We start from the raw sequence: 20432 nt of genomic DNA, 5'->3' as shown, positions 1-20432 counted from the left end.
TAATTAAAACCAGGTTTAGATACAAAGAAAACTTATTCTATGTACGTAGCCAACACGCACCTGAAACCGGTGATCGGCATCGATATTCACTTTGTGAATACGCCTATTCCTTTTATCCCTCTCCCGCATCCATACATCGGACTGGTGATCGATCCGTTCGATTATATTCCATTTATCAGCGCCACGGTTTCGGTAAATAATGTGCCGCGGGGCAATACCGATACCGGCGGCATGATCATCACCTTTATTCATATACCCTTTGGCGTTGGGTTCAGCCTGGTGCCCATGATCGGGCACGACAGCCAGAACTTCTTTGGCAGCAAAACGGTACAGATCGACGGAGCCCCCATGAGCGGCGCCGGTTATGTACTCATGACCTGTAATGATATCGGGTTGCCGTTGTCATTTAGTCCCGGTAAAAAATTCAAACCGATCCCTTCCTTATACCTGCCTACCTCGTTTTGCATTCCGCTGCAATGGGGAAAACCCGTGGTGGTGGGCGGCCCAATGGTGCCGCATTTCAGCCTGATGGCGTTGTTAAAGGCTTTTGCTTTCGGTTCTTTCCTGAAAATATTTGGCAAACTGGGCAGCAAACTATTGAAAGCACTGAATCATAAAGTGCTTAAGAAATCACCGGCCACCGCAAAGCTCAGCAAGGCATTCTGTAAAATGGGGTTTGAGCCGGTAGACCTTGTCACCGGCCGGGTAAATTATGAATACACCGATTTTGAATTGCCTGGCGCTATCCCTGTTAAATGGGAAAGAAGCTGGGACAGCGACTCCCGCATCAGCGGCCCCCTTGGTCATGGCGTACAACTGTCGTACGACCGTTATATTCAACTCTGGTCTGATGAAGGATGTTTGTCGGTAATGCTGGCCGATGGCCGCCAGGCGGTATTTCCATTGCTGTATCATGGCGAAAGCTTTTATCATCCGCAGGAGAAATTAATGCTCCGCCGCAAACAGAACGGTCATTTTTTACTGGAGGATTACAACGACTCCTGTTATTATCACTTCAACCATGATGTGGATCAGGGGCGGTGGCAGTTGTCTTTTATAGAGGATTGCAACGGGAGCCGGGTTCAATTACATTATAGCGGCAAACACCTGCAGGCGATAACCGATAGCGTTGGCCGGCAATTGCTTTTTACACTGGATAAACAATATCGCATTACGCAGGTTGAGGTAAAGCACCGCGATATGAGTAAAATACTTGTAAGCTATGAGTATAATGAGCATGGCGACCTAGTAAGTATTGCCGATGCCCTGCACCAGGTTACCACTATCGAATACCGTTATCACCTGATGATAAGGAAAACCGACCGGAACGGCCAAAGCTTTTACTGGGAATATGACAGTAAACGCCGTTGTATTCATACCTGGGGCGACGGCGGTGTACTGGAAGGTTACATACAATACCGGAAGGGGTATAACGAAGTAACCAATTCACTGGGTGAAACCACCATTTACCATTACGATGAAAATAACTTATGCATCCAGGAAACAGATCATTACGGCAATCACAGGTATACCGAATACACCGATAATATTGAAATATACCGCGATATAGATGAGGCCGGTAATATCGAAGGGTATGCATATGATGAAAGATCGAGGCTCATAGAAAATATTTCGCCCGATGGCAGCAGTACAAAGTATCATTATAACGATTTTAATCAGCCTGTGTTGATCGTGCATCCCGATGGTACCAGCCAAACCTTTGGTTACGATAACCTGCGCCGGTTATGTTTCATAAACCATCCCAACGGAAGAAGCATCACCTTACAGTACAATACAACCGGCCAGGTAGAATGCATTGTGGAAAATGGCAGGCTCAAAACACAGCTGAAGTATGATGAGGATGGAAACCTCTCGAACGTGCAGTTGCCCGACGGCACAAATGCACAATGGAAATACGATGCGCTTGGACGTTGCATACAATCGGTAAACCCCAATGGCCAGGTACGTCATATTGCCTATGATGAACTGGACCGCATTCAAACAATGCATTTACCCGATGGCAATACCATCAGGCTGCAGTATAATGCGTATGAAGATATAGTGCTCGCCACGGATAAACATACCAGCGTGCAGTTTGAGTACACGCCGCTCGGTAACGTAAAGAAGCGCAAACAGGGTAATGCCGAAATGCAATTTTTATTCGATACGGAAGAACGGTTATGCGCTGTAATAAATGAATCGGGCCGGCATTACAGGCTGGGATATAATAAACGGGGCGAAATTATCAGTGAAACCGGTTTCGATGGTATACAGTCGCACTATGAGCGTGATGTTATCGGTCGTATAACCAGGGCAATAAGGCCCGGCGCCCGTACTACCAATTATGAATACGATGTGAATGGTAATATCACAAGAATAGAATACCACGACGGCAGCTGGGAATTATTCAACTATGATAAAAACGGCGATCTGCGCGAAGCCATTAATGAGCACAGTGCGGTAAGGTTTACCCGCAACAAGCGCGGGCTCATCATTTGTGAAGACCAGGATGGATATAAGGTAGAAAGCACATATGACAAATGGGGCAACCGTATACGGCTTACCAGCAGTTTGGGCGCCGATATGCTTATGACGCGAAATGAAACGGGAGCCGTAACCAGTATGCAGATCGATGACTGGCAGGCACAGATGAAATATAACCGCGAAGGCGCTGAAATAGAAAGGATATTACCCGGCGGCCTGTGCAGTGAATGGAAGTATGACCAGGGCGGAAGGCCCGGCGAACTGAAGGTAAGCAGGAAAGGCGTGGTGCAAAGCTGGAAAAAATATACCTGGGATTCGGATACCCGGCTTACCGATATTTTTGATGCCCTGAGCCAGGGTAACACCCATTTCAAACACGACCAGTTGGGTAACCTTGTATTTGCCCAGTATGCCAACAACAGCATACTCCACAGAACGGCTGATGCTACGGGTAATATTTATGAAACAACCGACAAAAGCGACCGCAGTTATAACAGTGCCGGCGCACCACTGGAGAGCAGGAAATATATTTACAAATATGATGAAGAAGGCTTCCTGGTAAGTAAAACCGATAAGGTTACGCATAAGAAAACCCGCTATACCTGGTATGCTAACGGCATGTTGAAAAAGGTGATTCGCCCCGATGGGAAAACAATACAATTTACATACGATGCATTGGGCAGGCGGATCGCAAAAAGTTGTAACGGAGTGCTTACCCGGTGGGTGTGGCATGCCAATGTGCCCCTGCATGAGTGGAGTTACAATGAACAGGAAAGACCCCGCGCAATAGTGAACGAATGGGGTGAAATGACCTTTGATAAAGAAGAACCAAACCCGCAAAATAAATTGTCGGGCGAAGGCATTACCTGGATCTTTGATGACGACAGCTTTGTTCCCTGTGCAAAAATACAAGGTGGTAATACGTACAGCATCATCACCGATCACCTCGGCACTCCGGTAGAAGCGTATGATGATACCGGGAAAAAAGTTTGGGAATGCGTATTGGATATTTATGGACGGGCATCGATGATCAATGGAAGTAAAAATTTTATACCTTTCCGGTTTCAGGGGCAGTACGAAGATGAGGAAACGGGTTTGTATTATAACAGGTACAGGTATTACAATCCCGGCGAAGGGCTTTATATAAGCAAAGACCCGATGTCGGTACTGGGTGGGTTTAATGTATATTCGTATGCGCATGATCCCAATTCGTGGATAGATGCATGGGGGCTGGCCAATAATACACCCATTGGTGATGCGGCAGAGAATCATTTAAGGGCGGTGCTTAATAAACACAAATGGAAAGTATTTCCCGACATTAAAAATGGTAGCGAGAACGGGTTGGATATCGTGGCGCAGCATCCCAAAAATAATAAGGTATATGTGTTTGAAGTAAAAGCGAATACATCGCGGTTGTCGGATCTGCAAAAAGATCCTGAAAAATATATTGCAGACCGGTTAACCGAAGCGAGGGATTTTGGAACTATATGTGGTAAACAAACGCCGCCGGGTACCAGCAGGGCCGCCCGCCAGATATTGAGAGAAATAGATAAACATGGCATGAGGCGGTATGTGGTGAGGTATAAAGTGAAAAAGGTAAGAGGTAAATATGTGGTAACGCTGAAACCCAGAAAGCGGGGTGTCAAAAAATGGGTAAAATGTCCATAATATATTTTTTATGAAGCCAAATCAGATACTGAAAAAGAAGATGCAGTTTTTTTTAGATGCACCAACGGATATAGCAGCTTATGAACAGGAAAAAATAGAGAATATAGAAGATGAAGATGATAAGGAAGCCCTTGTTGACGAACTGACTTTTGAAATTGGAAAGACCTTGCTGGCCCCGGCTAATAATTTTGTACTGAATAACAGAACGGCCGAAGGGTGGACGAATTTTGAACGGGCCATGGTCTGGATATATAACTATATAAAAAAGTCTAAACCCACTAACTTTTCATTGACCGACGAGCCATTTGCCGCGGTAATAGGAATGAGCTGGCTGTTTGATAAAAAAGATATTACCGATGACGCCGTTTCGCTGTTAAGACGCAGGTGGAATTTGAAGAAAGAAAAGGCACATGAGTACGTAGTTCATAAAGAACTGTTGGTATCGTTGTATGAGATCTACTTCAACGATAATCAAGCCGGGTTACCGGTTGATTTTTTAAAAGAAGATCATATTTACCGCCGGCTTATCAACTCGATCAATTTACCGAATAACGAGTATGCACCATTGCTGCAGGAAGCCTGCGATTATCATTTAATGCATACTACACTGGCGGCCGACAGAAACTTTATTGAGTTTTCTTATTTTGAACTGGTGCCATATGAGATCCTGTTGCTCTTAAAAACAAGACAGAAATTGGGTTTTGAAACGCCAGTAATAGACCACGAGCTTATGAAAACTCCACTGGCGCAGTTTCAGGGAAATACCAGTACCTATGATGCGGAAAGAGACGAGGTATTGCAACTGATTTTGCAAAATGCAAAATAGCCTTCACTAAATAGCATGAAAATGATTCTTATAAAGGGGCTGGCGTTGTGCCGGCCCTTTATATTTTATAGCGTGGTACGTAGCAGATCTGAAAACAACATCAAGGTACCCGCACATCTCCTTTATCTTTCTTTTCGTCAAAATACCTGTCTACCGACCATGGTCCATTGCCGGCAATCAGGAAGTAAATAAGCCCGGCCAGGCTCAGGAGTGTTATTATCAACTGCGAGAAGGGGCGGAACATGCCTTCAGCCTGGTTTATAAAGAAAATGGCGCCGATAAGTATCGGGATCTGCATGAGACAGGCGGCCCTCGTAAGCAGGCCAAATGCGAGCATAAGCCCGCCTACAAGGTGAGCGAATACAATATAGTGGCCAAGAATGCTTAAAGCGAAATAACTGTTTGGCAGGAAACCGCTCATGCGGCTGATCATGGTACTCATATTCTCAAGAAACTCGATCCCTTTGTAGAAGAGGAATATACCAAGGGCAAAGCGGAGGATATCTGCCCATTTGGGATGATGCCTGTCACCCCAATACTCAAGTCGTTGGAGTAGATTCATATGGCAATTTTTTGAGTAAATAAATGAAAGAGCATCACAAAGATAGATATATTCCCATTAGCTCCTCTATAAAGCAAAGGTGGGTCGCATTGAAGGCGACCCACCTGATATACATTCTATAGCCGTATAATCAATGTTTAAACTGAAACACTGGCGCTTTTACCTGAAAATAACCACTCTGTCAGTTGTGTTTTCAACCGGCTGGGGAAAGAACCAGGAGCATTGCCGGTATAGTCAACATACTTTACCATCACTTTAATCATGATCATGGTTTCGTTTTTTGCTTTTTCCTGTCTGCTTTCAGAAGCCGCTAACCATGTTTCCATTTCTGCGCTATCCTCAACAATGGCGCCCTTACCCTGTAATTTCAACCGGTATGCGATGCCCTTTTTGAAAAATTCCAGCCTTACAGGAAATTCTTTGTCGAATGCTTCAATATCCTGGGCTGGCTTGGGAATAACGAACCTGATCTCGCCATCGTCATTAATTTCCATTTCGGTAACCAGGTGGTTAGGGAGTTTGAATAAAGAATCTCCTTCTGCAAAAAACAAAGCGCTGTTCAGTTCAGCCAACTTCCTCTTCAGTAATTTACCGGGTAAATTAGTATTCATAGATTCCGTTTTATATTAAATAGAAAAAGAAACAACGGTATGGATCATGCTGAAGGCTTAATGCTTAACGCTTGCTCCCGAAATTCGGTCTTTGCTTGTTACTGCATCCCCGCGAACTTCAGAGAAAAAAAGCCGGCTAGCATAATTCGGTTTGGCCTTCAGCCTTTTGCCTTAAGCGTTCTGCCTAAAATACCCAATCGCCATACCATATTCCTTATAAATGATTCTTAATGAATTACTACAGGCATATCAAAAAAGTCCGTCCCATATTTGGACAGGTTTTTCCAAAATTGACATTCCTGACTCACTTACCGTTGGATTACCCGGTGAATTGTAAAAAATGTAGAATAAACTGGATTTATCAGACCTGTGAACCTTTTATCAGAACAACCGACTTAACGGATTGTTCTTTAAGATGTAAGTAGCTTTTTCGTGTTTCATCCTGTGTATATCCCGCAAGACCATCCTCATTTTCAAAAGCTACCAGGTGGATTTCGAATGGCGGTTCTATTGAATTATCAACAAATGTACTACTTGTTGGCCGTAAACGTAAAAGAAGTTGTCCGTTATATTTCCACAATAGTGGAAGAACAACATTTTCAAACTCATAGAAAGCTTCTTCCTGGCCTTCGTGTATATAAATCAGCTGGGTTAAGTATATCATTTTACGTTCAGGGCCTTAATGCAGGGTTAAAACTGCGTAATTTTTACGTTACCTGTAACAACAATTTTGTTAAAGCTGCAAAGCCGGGATAAGGTTGTGCCACAATTCCTTTCGACGTCGCCGGTAAATGTGGCACACCTTCCAATGTACGATCTTAAAAAATATTATGCCATGTAAATAAACATCATGGGTAGCGGGTAGTCATATGGCACATGATACCCTCCCGCACCAATTTAATACTGCTTACGGCAACCGCTATTACCGTGCTGGTTCTATTACCCCGGTTGTTGCTGTTGCAACGGATAGTGCAGGGGCATTCATTGGCAACCACTGTTGCAGATATTTTATTAAGAGCCGTTTATATATTCATTACCTCCGTATTGTTTTTTATTATCCACCTGCAAACCCATTCCTTCAGGATAGGTTTAATAACGATAAACACCAATAGTTTCTGGCAACGGTTACCAGTAAGTATTATACTTTTTCTTATTATAGAACCGCTGTTGATCCGTTTCCACAAAATGTTGTTTCGTCCACAGGTAAACGAACAACTGTTTAAATTCATTTTTAATATCAATATGGTTATAACCGTTATTATAACCATTCTTGCAGCGCATATCTTCCGCCTTTTACTGAACAATTACCAGATGCGTTTATCGAATGCATCGTTGTTGAGAACAAATGCAGAAACAAAGTTCGAAGTGCTGAAGAACCAGGTGAACCCGCATTTCCTTTTCAATTCTTTAAATACGATCAACTCACTTATAATAACCGATCAGCAGGCTGCGGTGAATTATGTAAACAATATGTCTGATGTATACCGGTATGTATTGAAAAGCCATGAGCTGAATGCCATTGCGCTCGATGAAGAGCTTCGCTTTATTACCGCTTATACGCATATGCTGAGGGGCCGTTACGGCAACAAGATACAGGTTGACTGTACAATACCTGATGCATGCCGGCAATACCAGGTGCCGCCAATGGCGTTGCAAATACTTGTTGAAAATGCGGTAAAACACAATATAGCATCGAACAACAAACCGTTGAACATTCGCATTTATACAAACGACAGCGCCATGCTGGTAGTGGAGAACAATCTTCAAAAGCGAAACGACCCTGCGCCTTCAACCGGTGTGGGTTTGCACAACTTAAACCAGCGTTGTAAATATTTATCGAACAACCAGCTTATAATACAACAAACCCAAAGCAGTTTTTCTGTAACTGTTCCATTAATGCATTCATGACTATGAAGATCGCAATTATTGAAGATGAAGAAATGGCCGTGCAACAATTGAAAAGCCTGTTGCCGGCAACGGTAACAAACGCCGAAGTGACAGCTGTTATTGATACGGTGGAGGAAGCTGTTGAATGGCTGAATACCCGCCCGGTGGTTGACCTTATCTTTATCGATATTCACCTTGCCGATGGTTCCTGTTTTGCCATCTTTCAACAGTGTAAGATCGAGGTGCCGGTTATTTTCGTAACCGCTTACGACCGGTATGCCATTCAGGCCTTTGAGGTGAACAGCATCGATTATCTTTTAAAACCGGTAAGAAAAGAAAGGTTACAGCAAGCCCTTGATAAATTTCAGCGTCTTACCAGCCAGATAGCCCTGAGTGAGCAGCAGCTTCGCCTTATCACCCGGCACATAACGCAGGCCCCCGGTTACAAACAACATTTCCTTATTCCTTATAAAGACAGGCTTATTCCCGTGCAGGCAGATGAGTTTGCGTGGTTTGAAATAAAGGGTGGGGTAGTGCGGGGTATTACTTTCGATAAAAAGCACTGGCTGCTGGAAGAAAGCCTCGATGAACTGGCTGAATCGTTAAACCCCGAAACGTTTTACCGGGCGAACCGCCAATACCTGGTAAGCCGTAAAGCCATTAAAGAAGTTGAATACTATTTCAACGGGCGCTTTTGTTTGCATATGTCGCCTATTCCCGAAGAACCGGTGCTTATCAGCAAAGCAAAGGCCGGCCGTTTCAGGGATTGGATAGCAGGTTGAATACGATATTTGTCAGCTTCAAGTGTTATGCAATTAACAGTACAATACCAAACCCGAATTTTGTATATAATATAATAATTATGAAAAAGATCATCTGCACAACGGTAATGCTGGTTTTGGTAACGCTGGTTGCGAACCAGGCATCGGCCCAATCGAAAATGACGGAAGAACAAAAGAAAGAGGCCCGGGCAAAATACCAGGCCTATAAGGAAAAACTAAACCTGAATGAAGAACAAAGCAAACAGGTAGATGCTATCAATACCACCTGGTTTGAAGGCTTAGCGGAAATTAAGAATTCAGGCGCCGGCAAAATGGCGAAATATAAAAAGTTCAAATCACTGAATGCTGAAAGAGATAAAAAAATGAAAGAAGTATTGACAAAGGAACAGTTTAAAATATATAAAGAACAACAGAAAGAAATGAAGGATGAGTTTAAGGAAAGAAGAGCGAACAGAGAGTAGAGAGGTGAATGGTCAATGGTGAATCGTGAATGGTGAGTGGGGCCTCGGGATCTTACAACCTGCTCCATTAATTGTAATTTCCTAAGCCATTGAGTAACGAATAGCGTTCCAGATTTTATTACATTTAAGATGCCGCGAACAGGCGTTCAGCAAATTGACCATTGACCATTCACCATTGACCACATAAGCGTCAGATACGATACATGCAACTCCTGTACTGAGCGCCAGTACTCACAAACGTTCAATGAACACTTATTTTTAGTAACATTTAACACTACGGTAATACGTCGTTATTCTGATTGACTTACATTTGCACTTTCATATGGCAAGCAATCGTTTGAGCCTTTTGTTTCTACAAAGGGCTTCTTTATTTTATGTACCTGAACAAGGTTATAACATATACGCCTGCGAAAGTTCACCACGTAAAAACCCGAAAATGTTTGCCGGTATATACCGATAAAAAAAAGTTTTCCGCAAAGGCTATGAAATACCGGATAAAGTTGCATTCTTTGCACACGTATCCTTTGAGAGACCCGCACAAATACAATTGCTGATTTACGATTTTTAGATTTATGATTTAATTACAATCAGAAGACCTACATAAGCAAATATCAAAATCTCTAAATCACGAAATCAGAAATACGCTCCTGAGATTTCGGTATTTATTAATAATTATTAGGGCAGAAACATGTAATGAATGCGGCTCATAAGCAAATCTCGAAATCTCTCCCGAAATCAGAATTCTCTAATCAAGTTCCGGTGTTCCTGTAAAAACCTCAACCACATTGTTAACTTGATTATTCGTACCAATGAACACTTTTACGCAAACCTGTTTCCTGGTGATTGCATGTATTGCAATCGGCAATTCTACACTCGCTAACGATGGCCGTATGGCACCATCACCATTTACCACCACCCGTTTTCTGGCTTCGGCAAAAAAGATTGACTCCATCATTGCGGTCAATGCTACTGCCAAGGTATGCGCCTGCCAGATCCTCAACCTGCAGTCAAACAATCATTATGTAAAGAATGCAGTGGTATTTGCCGAGAAAACAAATAGTGAAGGGCAGGAGGATCTCGCAAAAGCCCAAACGCGGCTCGAAAAAGAAAAGCGCATGCTGCGGTTACTCTTTTATAATAAGATAGAAGTAATAGCAAAAACAACAGCCGCTACCGATTGCAATACGCTGTTCATGCAATTAAAAAAGAAGCAGGATAATCTGCTTCTCTATGAAGTTTTGAATGCCGATATTGTGATACGCTAAACGCTAAACGCCACCTGTTTGACTTGTCCAGGGTTTAGCATTAAGTGCTCGGCGTTTTAATATTGCTCTTTATCGTTGGGAAAATTCTTTGCTTTCACATCGGTGATATAATTCTTTACAGCGCCTGTAATTTGCTCATGCAGGTTCAGGTATTGCCGCAAAAACCGGGGCTTGAACTCGGTATTGATGCCCAGCATATCGTGCATTACCAGTACCTGCCCGTCGCAATACATACCGGCGCCTATACCAATGGTTGGTATTACAAGCGATTCAGACACTTCTTTTGCCAGTATGGCCGGTATTTTTTCAAGCACCACGCCAAAACAACCTGCATCCTGCAGCATTTTGGCATCGTTGCGTAATTTATTGGCTTCGGCCTCTTCGCGTGCCCGAACCGTATAGGTACCGAATTTGTAAATGCTTTGCGGCGTTAAACCGAGGTGCCCCATTACCGGTATACCGGCCGCCACAATACGTTTTACCGATTCCAGCACTTCCTCGCCGCCTTCGAGCTTAACGGCATGCGCACCCGTTTCTTTCATAATACGAATGGCTGAGGCCAGCGCTTCCTTCGAGTTCGCCTGGTAGGTACCGAAGGGCAGATCAACCACTACAAAACAACGGTTGATGCCACGGATAACCGAAGAGGCATGATAGATCATTTGATCGAGCGTAATGGGCAGGGTGGTTTCATGACCAGCCATTACATTTGAAGCAGAGTCGCCAACCAGTATCACATCGATACCGGCATCATCGAACAAACGGGCAAAGGAAAAATCATAAGCCGTTATCATTGAGATCTTTTCTCCTACGGCTTTCATTCTTTGTAACGTATGGGTCGTTACTTTTTTTACTTCTTTGTTAACGTGTACCGACATAACTGAGAGTTTAGTGCAAGTATGGCGGGAGGGAATATGGCTCTGCATTAGAATAAAACACATTCATAATGCTCCTCGCAGTTGTTAGCGCCTGCTAAGGTAAGGGAAAAGTAAATTAGAAATGAAAAATGAAGTAAAACAAAATGCCTGATATGACATGTCGCATGTTGGTTAATGAAAATCTAAGTGACTAGAAGTGAGATAGTTAACGGGTTAACTAGTTAACTCGTTAACAAGTCAACTGGTCAACTGTTTCATCTTCAACTCATCGTACAAATGCTGAATAAGCCCGTCGGCCAAACCGATCTTGGGTACAAATATATCTTCTATATTAGCCCAGCGCATTATATTGATATATATGAACAGGGCCGGCACAATTACATCGGCGCGGTCTTCACGCAGTTTATACATGCGTATTCTGTCCTCAACCGAAAAACTGCTTAATTCTTTATAATAGTCTTTCAATAGTTCCAACGGCAAAGGTTTGCCTTCTTTTCGTTTGGAAAGCGAAAACACTTTGTTTATGTTACCGCCCGAACCAATGGCCACAATATCCTGGTAGGGTTTTGTTTCGCGTTTTATGAAATCCTTTATTTCACCCCACAGAAAATCATCAACCTGGTTCTTCAGCAGCCTGATGGTGCCAATATCGAATGAACGTTTGAAGATAAGTTTGCCACCGGCAAAGAAAGTGAGTTCGGTGCTGCCACCACCTACATCGATGTATAAATAGGTGTGGTTTTTATCGAGGTTCTCGGCAATGTGATTTTCATAAATGAATGAAGCCTCGGCGTCGCCGGTGATCACCTCGATGCCTATACCGGTTTCCCTTTTCACCCTTTCGAGGATCCGGTGCGCATTCGATGCATCGCGCATGGCCGAAGTGGCGGCTGCTTTGCAATATTGCACGCCATAGGCATCCATCAGTAGTTTATAAGCCTTGATGGTGTTGATGATCATTTCTTCCTTTTCCTTCGAGATCTCATTCTTCTCAAACACATCGAACCCCAAACGCAACGGTACACGCACCAGGTTCACCTTCTGAAATTGCGGTCGCCTGTTATTAGACGAAATAACATCAGAGATCAGCAATCTTGCCGCATTACTTCCTATATCGATAGCCGCCAGTTTCATGTGTTGGTTTATACCGCCGGAGCTTCGCCTATTATTGTAGGTTCTGTATCTACAAAACTGGGCAGGCCGGGGATAGCGTTGCTTTTTTGATGTAAGTAATTATATATCTCTAATTGTGACCGTATTTTTTTATGTTTCCGGTCGCGCACATACCGGTTACTTAATTCATTATCCAAAATTCTGGCTTTTACATTATCACTCAGTTGTATTTCCAGAATATTTTTCAACACTTTTTTAATATTCTCGTCAAAAACCGGACAAGTAGCCTCTACACGATGGTCGAGGTTGCGCACCATCCAGTCGGCCGACGAAATAAATACCTTTTCGCTTCCATTGTTATGAAAAATAAATACCCGCGCATGTTCCAGATACTCGTCAATTATACTTACCGCTTTTACGGGTTTTATGAACTTCGCATTTTCCGAATACATACAGAATATTCCCCGGATGATGAGTTTTATTTCCACACCCGAGCGCGCCGCCTCGTATAATTTTTCGATAAGCGTTTCGTCAGAGAGCGAATTCATCTTTAAAATGATAGCTGCCGGTTTCTTTTCTTTGGCATTTTTTATTTCGCGGCTGATAAGCTTCAACAGCTCTTTGCGCAGATCGGTGGGGCAGGGTATGATGGTTTTACAGCTTTTTAAGAACTGGATGCCTTCCTTCGGCTTCTCGAGGTAATTAAAGATCCGGTTCACATCGGCCATAATATGCCGGTCGGCGGTAAGCAGGCAGTGATCGCCGTAAACCGTCGCCGTTTTTTCATTCAGGTTGCCGGTGCTGATAAAGCCGTAATGAATGGTATGGTTGTTCACCCGTTTTTTTATCAAACAGGCCTTGGCATGCACTTTCATGTCGGGAATGCTGATCAAAACCTTTACGCCTTCGATCTCCAGTCTTTCTTTCCATTCGAGGTTGGCCTCCTCATCGAACCGGGCCCGCAGCTCGAGCATTACCGTTACCTGTTTACCGTTGCGAACCGCATTTATAAGGGCATTCACCACTTTTGAATTGCTGGCCAGCCGGTAGGCGGTTATTTTAATTACCGTTACATCGGGGTCAATGGCGGCCTCGCGCAACAGGTCGATAATGGAATGGAAGGAATGGTAGGGGAAGTTCAGCATCACATCCGTTTGTTGCACCACATCGGTCACCCGCTGCGCGCCTTTTAATAAAGGATGCACAAACGGCCTTTTACGGTGCCCTCTTTTCTCAAAAACATCGGGGAAATCCATAAAATGGCGGAAGTTATGAATGCGGCCGCCGGGAATAAGGCTGTCTTTCCGCGACAGGTTCAGCTTGCGTATCAGGTAATCGAGCAGTCCGGCATCCATTTGTTTATCGAACACAAAACGCACGGGTTTACCTTTTCGCCGGTTCTTTACTCCCTTTTCAATTTTTTGAATAAGGGTGGTGGAGATATCGCTGTCCATATCAATTTCAGCATCCTTGGTTACTTTAAATACCCAGGAGGCATAGCGATCGTAACCAAAATAGGAGTAAATGCTTTTCAGGTTGAACCTGATCACATCTTCGAGTAATATTATATGGTGCTCACCGGGAGGTGAGGGCAATTGAATAAAACGGCCGTTGGCCTTGGCGGGTATTTCAACGATGGAGTATTTCCGCTTAAGCGTAGCGTCTTTGCGGCTCAGCACCACGCCGAGGTAAATTGATTTTTCACGCAGGTACGGGAAATGCGTAATGCTTTCGATCATGAGCGGAATGGTATTGCTCCGCACTTCTTCCTCGAAATAGGAAAGAACGAATTTCTGTTGTTCTTTATTCAGCGCTTTTTCGGTAATGAGGTAGATCTTTTCTTTTTCCAGTTCGCGGTGCAGGGCTTCCCAAATGCGGTTGAACTCGGCCTGCTGTTCCAGAACGATCTGTTGAATTTCATCGAGGATCTTCCCCGGAGCGATCTCCATATGCATATTCTTTTTACCCACTTCGGTCATACGTTTAAGGGTAGCCACCCGCACGCGGAAGAATTCATCGAGGTTATTGGAGAAAATGCCTAAAAATTTGATCCGTTCCCGCAGTGGCACACTGGGGTCAGCGGCTTCCTGTAACACCCTGGCATTAAAAGATAACCAGCTTATATCACGCGCTATTGTTTTACGTTTCATCTGTATGATCATAATTTGTTTTGGCAGAATTCCCCCTGAAATCCGATTTAAGGTTTAAGAAATACATTTAATTCCTGTGCCCGGTTCATCACTTCATACGGTTGGGTATGAATATGTTCTGCCAAAGGTGAGAAGGCGTAAATTAAAATTAAATTAAGTAATTATTAAATCGGGCAGGGGAAATCTGATCATAAAGATGGCAGTTTTAATGATATAGGGGCCGTTTTTACCTGATATATTATACAAAAAACTACCGGGAAAAGGATACCCGGGTATTGTGCCGCCCGGAACAACGGGCAAACAGAACCTGTAAAAGGGTAGTAAAAGGAGAAATGGGGGAGCACCGAACCGGGTTTTGCCTGGTTCAGATAAAACCGGTTTAACCGGGTGAATGCCAATTGTTCGTAGATTTACGAGTATGAAAGGGCGCCATGGGACCCGGGAATGTGAATAACCGGCTGAAATTGGCTAATTTGCACAATTCCAAGCACTACATATCCACAGATGTTGAAAAACTCTTAAAAAAAGTTTGGTTAGAGTTTGTGAAATCCATAGATTTTCCGACCTTTGCCGTCCTAAATTTTTATGCGTCATGGCTAGAGTATGTCAGGTGACAGGTAAAGTTCCAGTAACAGGACACAAAGTTTCGCATTCTAACATTAAAACCAAACGTAGGTTTTTACCGAATTTGCAAACAAAACGTTTTTACCTGGCCGAAGAAGATAAATGGATCACCCTGAAGTTATCAACTGAAGGAATTCGTACTATTAACAAAAGAGGATTATTGCCCGTAGTAAAAGAGCTGCGCGCTAAGGGTGAAAAAATCTAATTAACTTTTAAAGCGTTATAACAATGGCAAAGAAAGGTAACCGAGTTCAGGTTATATTGGAATGTACTGAGCACAAAAACAGTGGACAGCCTGGTACCAGCCGGTATATTTCTAACAAGAACAAAAAGAACACTCCAGAGCGCCTGGAGCTGAAAAAATACAACCCGATCCTGAAGAAGGTAACGGTTCATAAAGAAATTAAATAATTAGCCAATCCCGCAGAGCGGGACAAGTTATGCTGATAGGTATTGTATAACAGGTTTACTGCCGTTATTGCATTATCACATAATCGAATTATCACATTATCAAATTAGCGAGTCATGGCAAAAGCAGCTTCAAAGAACGCGAAAACCAAAGATGCTAAAGCAGCAGCTGAAGCAAAAAACTGGACCAAAGTAATTCGTGCGGTACGCAGCGAAAAAACTGGTGCATATACTTTCAAAGAGAATATCGTGCACAAAGACAAGGTTAAGGATTTCTTAGCTGGAAAATAATTGACCTTCTTTCAATTTAATTATTAAGGTTAGTACGTAAGTACCTGATATTTATAAGAAGCTTCCCGATGTATCGGGAGGCTTTTTTGCTTTGCTGTACTGCAACCGCCCAATATTTACGGGATTACAGCAGGGACAGATACAGGTTTCAGGATACCAATTTCCGGTTGCCATAACCTTAATGCCAGGCTGCCCGCCAACAATCGGGCAGTCATTAATTTAAGCCAAGGCAACTGGTACCCGGCAACTGGGAACTTTGCCGTTTCACGATTACATTATCTATCTTAGCCTTAAAATCAGGAAAATGAGTTTTTTCGGGAAGTTGTTTGGTAAAAAAGAAAAAGAAACACTCGACCAGGGGTTGCAGAAAACTAAAGAAGGTTTTTTATCGAAGATCACCAAGGCCATCGCCGGCAAAAGCACGGTCGATGAAGAAGTGCTCGATAACCTCGAAGACGCCCTGGTAAGCGCCGATGTGGGCATCGATACCACCGTTAAGATCATTGAACGCATAGAACAACGTGTTGCAAAAGATAAATACCTCAATACCAGCGAACTTAACAAGCTGTTACAGCAGGAAATTGAAGCCGTGCTGGTTGATGCGCCTGAAAATAACTCGTATAGTTTCAATACCGAGCTTCCTGCAAAGCCATTTGTGATACTGGTGGTTGGCGTAAACGGGGTTGGAAAGACCACCACCATCGGCAAGCTGGCCTATAATTTCAAAAAAGCCGGTAAATCGGTATTACTGGGCGCGGCCGATACCTTCCGGGCCGCTGCGGTTGACCAGCTTACGATCTGGAGCGAACGGGTAGGCGTACCCATCGTAAAACAGGCCATGGGCAGCGACCCAGCCTCCGTAGCTTTCGATACCGTACAAAGCGGATTGGCCAAAGGCGCTGAAGTGATCATTATCGATACCGCCGGGCGGTTACATAACAAAGCCCACCTGATGGATGAGCTGGGCAAGATCCGCCGGGTTGTTCAAAAACTGATTCCCGAAGCCCCGCACGAAGCGCTGCTGGTGCTGGATGGTTCAACCGGGCAAAACGCCCTGGAGCAGGCCAAACATTTTACCGCAACCACCGATGTTACCGCTCTTGCCATTACCAAACTCGATGGAACCGCCAAGGGCGGGGTAGTGCTGGCCATTGCCAACCAGTTTAAAATACCGGTGAAATTTATTGGCATGGGAGAGAAGATGGAAGACCTGCTGGTGTTCGACAAACATGAGTTCGTAGACAGCCTGTTCAAATTAAGCAACTAACAACAATCGTTTTTATAAAAGAAAGGGTCCCGGCTTAGCCGGGACCCTTTCTTTTATTTTATGTGTTCTTAGTTGTTTAGAAGGTAAACTTGAAACCTAATCCACCCCAAACGTCGGCATATGGGTGGTGCAATAACTCGAAGTAAGGGTTTATATCGAGGCTGATTGCAATTGGAGCGCCTTTGATCTTGTAATCCAGTCCTAAAACGCCATCGATACCAAAAGAAGCAGACCCGTCTTCATAATGGTCGCGGCCGCGCCAGTAATGATCGTTATAAACGCCGATGTGGGCGCCTGGTCCGGCATACCATTTCAGGCCGGGTGCGCCATTAATATCGCCGTGAAATTCATATAAACCGGTAAAACGAAAACCATGTCCCCAGAAATATAAAATTCCTTCCAGCGCACGGTTATCGCGAATAAAATGCTTGATGGTAAGACCGCCAGGCCAGAATTTGGCGCCAATGGCAGTACGGTAATCAGAACCCATTGACTGGGCCTGTGTACGGGTTACAGTTAAAAGGGCCAATAAACCTAAAAGAGCAACGATTCTTTTCATAAATATCTATTGTTTGGTCTTTAACATTTTAAAAAACTATGCCAAATCCACATTTATCGAAAAACATAGTATAAACACTTAATTTTCAAATGCTTTTTTGGCAAAATGCGGAGCAATATTAATGCTAAAACGGTTAAAATACAAAGGCGTTAACAACTGTTGAAGGTTGCATACTTAATATTAATGAATTATAAATATATTAATGGCAATACGGGTAATAACTTATCAGGTTTTTCTTTTGCCCCTATGCCCTGTTGCCTTGTTGCCTTTCTTTAGTACCTTTGCGCCCTTAATATGAAAGTAAGATCACATAAAAAGGATAAGGTAAATATCATTACCCTCGGCTGCAGTAAAAACATGGTCGACAGTGAAGTATTGAGCGGTCAGCTGATGGCCAATGATATTGACGTGGTTCATGAGAATAAAAAATCAGATCACAACATAGTGATCGTAAACACCTGCGGTTTTATTGATAAGGCAAAGGAAGAATCGGTAAATACCATTCTGGCCCAGGTTGAACGCAAACGCCGCGGCCAGCTCGATAAAGTATATGTTACCGGCTGTTTGAGCGAGCGCTACAAGAATAACCTCGAACAGGAAATTCCCGAAGTGGATGCCTATTTCGGCACCATGGAGCTGCCGATGATCCTGAAGCAGTTCGAGGCCGACTACAAGGCGGAACTGCTGGGCGAACGTTTACTGGCTACGCCTACCCATTATGCGTATCTGAAAATATCGGAAGGTTGCAACCGCACCTGTTCATTTTGCGCTATTCCGCTTATGCGCGGACAACATATCAGCCGTCCCATAGAAGAACTGGTGAAAGAAGCGGAAAACCTTGTAAAGAAAGGAGTAAAGGAAGTTATGCTTATTGCGCAGGAGCTAACCTATTATGGCCTGGACATCTATAAAAAACGCATGCTGCCCGACCTGTTGAACCGGCTGGCAGATGTAAATGGGCTGGAATGGATCCGTTTACACTATGCATATCCTTCAAAATTCCCGCTCGATATACTGGATGTGATGCGTGACCGCGATAACATCTGCAACTATCTCGACATGCCGCTGCAACATGCCAGCGATAATATGCTCAGGGCCATGAAACGCCAGATAACCCAGGCGGAAATGAATGAACTTATCAGTGCCATCAGGGAGAAAGTGCCGGGTATTGCATTACGAACAACGCTTATTGCCGGTTTCCCCGGTGAAACAAGAGATGATGTGGAGTCGTTAAAGTCGTTCCTGCAACATCACCGCTTCGAACGCGTAGGCATCTTTACCTATTCGCATGAAGAAGGCACAACAGCACACGGCCTGGAAGATAATATCCCGCATGAGGAAAAAGAAGCAAGAGCACAGGAGGTGATGGAAGTGCAGCAGGAGATCAGTTTTGAAAAGAACCAGGAACTGGTTGGCAAAACTTTTAAAACACTGATCGATAAAAAAGAATCGGGCCGTTACCTGGGCCGTACCGAATTCGATAGTGTGGAAGTAGACAATGAAGTGATCATCAACAGCAGTAAAAAATTACCGATCGGCCAGTTTGTGAATGTAAAGATCACGAAGGCGTACGATTACGACCTGGAAGGCGAAGTAGTTGGTTAATTTGATAATGTGATAAAGGAATACATCGATAACCGGCTTTAATATAAAAAACATGTATAAGGGAAGCTGCATCAACTTTGGATGCAGCTTTTTTGTTTGTATACTTATCTACGGCATTCATACTGTTATTTGCATACTGCATTGCAGCTTGCGGCGGTAGTTTTCTTTTGCGTTTATCGTTCTGCGTGAATTACCACAAAGTTGTATTGTTGTCGCTTTAATTAAGCGATACCTTCGCATTGAGATTATTGAACAGCTGGCGGTTAGTGGTAAATAGCCGGTGGGGCCTGGTTTTTAACCCGTGAATATATTTTACATCTTTTACATCCCCGCATTTCCTACCCGGTACTAATCGCCATTAGTCTTACTTGATTCAATTGATTTTTCGTCGGCGGTTTCTATAAAAGCTCAATGTGAGGCAATGGCAAATCCGGATGGTCTGTGAAAAACAGATCTTCCGGCATTGAGTGGATAATCAGGTAGTGCGACAATATTTTACTGAACATTATCCACAATAGCCCCGACGGCACCGTCGGGGTTTTTTATTTTATAACTGTTAAATGAACGTTTGCAGTCCTAATTAATTAGATAATTGTCACATACCATTAACAAAAAAATATAATAAATAGGCCGGCAAAATGTGTAAGTAAATTAATAAGCCGGTAAATTTGAAATCAGGTTAAAACGCTTTGATTCACTTTTTAGTAGCAACCCTTACAAAGAGGGTTTAGGTTCTGATTAATTATGCTGTGCTTACAGCATCGCCGGAGTAATTTAACAGCGAAAGAAAGATCAGCTCTTTCTTTCCTGTTAAATCCGGTGTTGGGCGCGCACCGCCGGCAAGCCTTTGGTAATGTATGGCCGAAGCCCCGGCGAGGTGCCAGCCGCCGTCAAAAAGTGACACTTTCCGTTTTTTGTCTGGTTGAAATGCCTGATTTTCTCCACTTTACCATTATTATCATATTATCTTCATTATTTCACGCGGGTATAT

The 20432-nt window shown here is 43.6% G+C and carries 18 protein-coding genes; 11 read left to right on the top strand and 7 right to left on the bottom strand.

All coding sequences use genetic code 11. The features are described 5' to 3' along the window. Positions 1–39 precede the first annotated feature (39 nt). Positions 40–4152 carry an RHS repeat-associated core domain-containing protein gene (locus A4R26_RS22335; protein ID WP_081168678.1) on the top strand — a complete coding sequence of 1371 codons (4113 nt, stop codon included), beginning with the start codon at positions 40–42 and terminating at the stop codon, positions 4150–4152. Between the two features lie 10 nt (positions 4153–4162). After that, complete coding sequence (locus tag A4R26_RS22330; protein WP_081168676.1) at positions 4163–4978, top strand: hypothetical protein; 816 nt, start codon at positions 4163–4165, stop codon at positions 4976–4978. 100 nt (positions 4979–5078) lie between these two features. Here A4R26_RS22330 and A4R26_RS22325 read toward each other — a convergent pair whose 3' ends face one another. Both A4R26_RS22325 and A4R26_RS22320 read right to left on the bottom strand, forming a co-directional pair. Next, positions 5079–5540: a DoxX family protein gene (locus A4R26_RS22325; RefSeq protein ID WP_081168674.1), complete on the bottom strand. Its 462-nt coding sequence runs from the start codon at positions 5538–5540 to the stop codon at positions 5079–5081. 137 nt (positions 5541–5677) lie between these two features. Next, positions 5678–6151: a hypothetical protein gene (locus A4R26_RS22320; RefSeq protein ID WP_081168672.1), complete on the bottom strand. Its 474-nt coding sequence runs from the start codon at positions 6149–6151 to the stop codon at positions 5678–5680. Positions 6152–7027: 876 nt separating this feature from the next. Between A4R26_RS22320 and A4R26_RS22310 the strand changes: the two genes are divergently transcribed. The 4 genes from A4R26_RS22310 (at position 7028) to A4R26_RS22290 (ending at position 10546) form a co-directional block, all read left to right on the top strand. Beyond that, positions 7028–8059, top strand: coding sequence for a sensor histidine kinase (locus tag A4R26_RS22310; protein ID WP_081168668.1), 1032 nt, complete (start codon positions 7028–7030; stop codon positions 8057–8059). A 2-nt stretch (positions 8060–8061) separates the two neighbouring features. Further along, positions 8062–8820: a LytR/AlgR family response regulator transcription factor gene (locus tag A4R26_RS22305; RefSeq protein ID WP_165760378.1), complete on the top strand. Its 759-nt coding sequence runs from the start codon at positions 8062–8064 to the stop codon at positions 8818–8820. A gap of 80 nt (positions 8821–8900) precedes the next feature. Beyond that, complete coding sequence (locus tag A4R26_RS22300; RefSeq protein WP_081168664.1) at positions 8901–9281, top strand: DUF4890 domain-containing protein; 381 nt, start codon at positions 8901–8903, stop codon at positions 9279–9281. 809 nt (positions 9282–10090) lie between these two features. Continuing rightward, positions 10091–10546, top strand: coding sequence for a hypothetical protein (locus tag A4R26_RS22290; RefSeq protein WP_081168660.1), 456 nt, complete (start codon positions 10091–10093; stop codon positions 10544–10546). A gap of 56 nt (positions 10547–10602) precedes the next feature. On the opposite strand, the gene panB is transcribed toward A4R26_RS22290, so the two are convergent. The 3 genes from panB to ppk1 form a co-directional block, all read right to left on the bottom strand. Continuing rightward, positions 10603–11424, bottom strand: coding sequence for a 3-methyl-2-oxobutanoate hydroxymethyltransferase (panB, locus tag A4R26_RS22285; protein WP_081168658.1), 822 nt, complete (start codon positions 11422–11424; stop codon positions 10603–10605). A 237-nt stretch (positions 11425–11661) separates the two neighbouring features. Beyond that, a complete protein-coding gene (locus A4R26_RS22280; RefSeq protein ID WP_081168656.1) occupies positions 11662–12558 on the bottom strand; it encodes a Ppx/GppA phosphatase family protein in 897 nt (298 codons plus the stop codon). 8 nt (positions 12559–12566) lie between these two features. Further along, positions 12567–14687: a polyphosphate kinase 1 gene (gene ppk1 / locus A4R26_RS22275; protein ID WP_107685888.1), complete on the bottom strand. Its 2121-nt coding sequence runs from the start codon at positions 14685–14687 to the stop codon at positions 12567–12569. 592 nt (positions 14688–15279) lie between these two features. On the opposite strand from ppk1, the gene rpmB reads away from it, so the two are divergent. The 4 genes from rpmB (at position 15280) to ftsY (ending at position 17277) form a co-directional block, all read left to right on the top strand. Next, entirely contained in the window at positions 15280–15516 is a 237-nt protein-coding gene (rpmB, locus tag A4R26_RS22265; RefSeq protein WP_081168650.1) for a 50S ribosomal protein L28, read from the top strand. Between the two features lie 23 nt (positions 15517–15539). Beyond that, positions 15540–15722 carry a 50S ribosomal protein L33 gene (rpmG, locus tag A4R26_RS22260; RefSeq protein WP_081168648.1) on the top strand — a complete coding sequence of 61 codons (183 nt, stop codon included), beginning with the start codon at positions 15540–15542 and terminating at the stop codon, positions 15720–15722. A 114-nt stretch (positions 15723–15836) separates the two neighbouring features. Then, positions 15837–16010: a DUF4295 domain-containing protein gene (locus A4R26_RS22255; RefSeq protein ID WP_014218834.1), complete on the top strand. Its 174-nt coding sequence runs from the start codon at positions 15837–15839 to the stop codon at positions 16008–16010. 304 nt (positions 16011–16314) lie between these two features. Continuing rightward, positions 16315–17277 carry a signal recognition particle-docking protein FtsY gene (ftsY, locus tag A4R26_RS22250; RefSeq protein ID WP_081168646.1) on the top strand — a complete coding sequence of 321 codons (963 nt, stop codon included), beginning with the start codon at positions 16315–16317 and terminating at the stop codon, positions 17275–17277. Positions 17278–17353: 76 nt separating this feature from the next. On the opposite strand, the gene A4R26_RS22245 is transcribed toward ftsY, so the two are convergent. Beyond that, a complete protein-coding gene (locus A4R26_RS22245; RefSeq protein ID WP_081168644.1) occupies positions 17354–17836 on the bottom strand; it encodes a hypothetical protein in 483 nt (160 codons plus the stop codon). Positions 17837–18130: 294 nt separating this feature from the next. Here A4R26_RS22245 and rimO point away from each other — a divergent pair, with 294 nt between their 5' ends. Further along, positions 18131–19441, top strand: a complete 1311-nt coding sequence (gene rimO, locus A4R26_RS22240; RefSeq protein WP_081168642.1) for a 30S ribosomal protein S12 methylthiotransferase RimO — start codon at positions 18131–18133, stop codon at positions 19439–19441. 742 nt (positions 19442–20183) lie between these two features. Here the strand turns inward: rimO and A4R26_RS35115 are convergent. Further along, the gene (locus tag A4R26_RS35115; RefSeq protein ID WP_165760377.1) at positions 20184–20345 is read right to left on the bottom strand and encodes a hypothetical protein; all 162 of its coding nucleotides are present in this window, start codon (positions 20343–20345) and stop codon (positions 20184–20186) included. Between the last annotated feature and the right edge of the window lie 87 nt (positions 20346–20432).

Source organism: Niastella populi (assembly GCF_002078015.1).
Classification (GTDB): domain Bacteria; phylum Bacteroidota; class Bacteroidia; order Chitinophagales; family Chitinophagaceae; genus Niastella; species Niastella populi.
The sequence above is the reverse complement of the archived record's forward strand: the minus strand, read 5'-3'. Positions and strand labels throughout refer to the sequence as shown.

What these genes read in the sequence shown, in the direction of transcription:
- ftsY (WP_081168646.1), top strand. Translation starts at nt 16,315, where the DNA reads ATGAGTTTTTTCGGGAAGTTGTTTGGTAAAAAAGAAAAAGAAACACTC.
- A4R26_RS22325 (WP_081168674.1), bottom strand. Translation starts at nt 5,540, where the DNA reads ATGAATCTACTCCAACGACTTGAGTATTGGGGTGACAGGCATCATCCC.
- A4R26_RS22280 (WP_081168656.1), bottom strand. Translation starts at nt 12,558, where the DNA reads ATGAAACTGGCGGCTATCGATATAGGAAGTAATGCGGCAAGATTGCTG.
- A4R26_RS22335 (WP_081168678.1), top strand. Translation starts at nt 40, where the DNA reads ATGTACGTAGCCAACACGCACCTGAAACCGGTGATCGGCATCGATATT.
- A4R26_RS22290 (WP_081168660.1), top strand. Translation starts at nt 10,091, where the DNA reads ATGAACACTTTTACGCAAACCTGTTTCCTGGTGATTGCATGTATTGCA.
- rpmB (WP_081168650.1), top strand. Translation starts at nt 15,280, where the DNA reads ATGGCTAGAGTATGTCAGGTGACAGGTAAAGTTCCAGTAACAGGACAC.
- A4R26_RS22330 (WP_081168676.1), top strand. Translation starts at nt 4,163, where the DNA reads ATGAAGCCAAATCAGATACTGAAAAAGAAGATGCAGTTTTTTTTAGAT.
- A4R26_RS22320 (WP_081168672.1), bottom strand. Translation starts at nt 6,151, where the DNA reads ATGAATACTAATTTACCCGGTAAATTACTGAAGAGGAAGTTGGCTGAA.
- panB (WP_081168658.1), bottom strand. Translation starts at nt 11,424, where the DNA reads ATGTCGGTACACGTTAACAAAGAAGTAAAAAAAGTAACGACCCATACG.
- A4R26_RS22255 (WP_014218834.1), top strand. Translation starts at nt 15,837, where the DNA reads ATGGCAAAAGCAGCTTCAAAGAACGCGAAAACCAAAGATGCTAAAGCA.
- rpmG (WP_081168648.1), top strand. Translation starts at nt 15,540, where the DNA reads ATGGCAAAGAAAGGTAACCGAGTTCAGGTTATATTGGAATGTACTGAG.
- A4R26_RS22305 (WP_165760378.1), top strand. Translation starts at nt 8,062, where the DNA reads ATGAAGATCGCAATTATTGAAGATGAAGAAATGGCCGTGCAACAATTG.
- rimO (WP_081168642.1), top strand. Translation starts at nt 18,131, where the DNA reads ATGAAAGTAAGATCACATAAAAAGGATAAGGTAAATATCATTACCCTC.
- A4R26_RS22245 (WP_081168644.1), bottom strand. Translation starts at nt 17,836, where the DNA reads ATGAAAAGAATCGTTGCTCTTTTAGGTTTATTGGCCCTTTTAACTGTA.
- A4R26_RS22310 (WP_081168668.1), top strand. Translation starts at nt 7,028, where the DNA reads ATGATACCCTCCCGCACCAATTTAATACTGCTTACGGCAACCGCTATT.
- A4R26_RS22300 (WP_081168664.1), top strand. Translation starts at nt 8,901, where the DNA reads ATGAAAAAGATCATCTGCACAACGGTAATGCTGGTTTTGGTAACGCTG.
- ppk1 (WP_107685888.1), bottom strand. Translation starts at nt 14,687, where the DNA reads ATGAAACGTAAAACAATAGCGCGTGATATAAGCTGGTTATCTTTTAAT.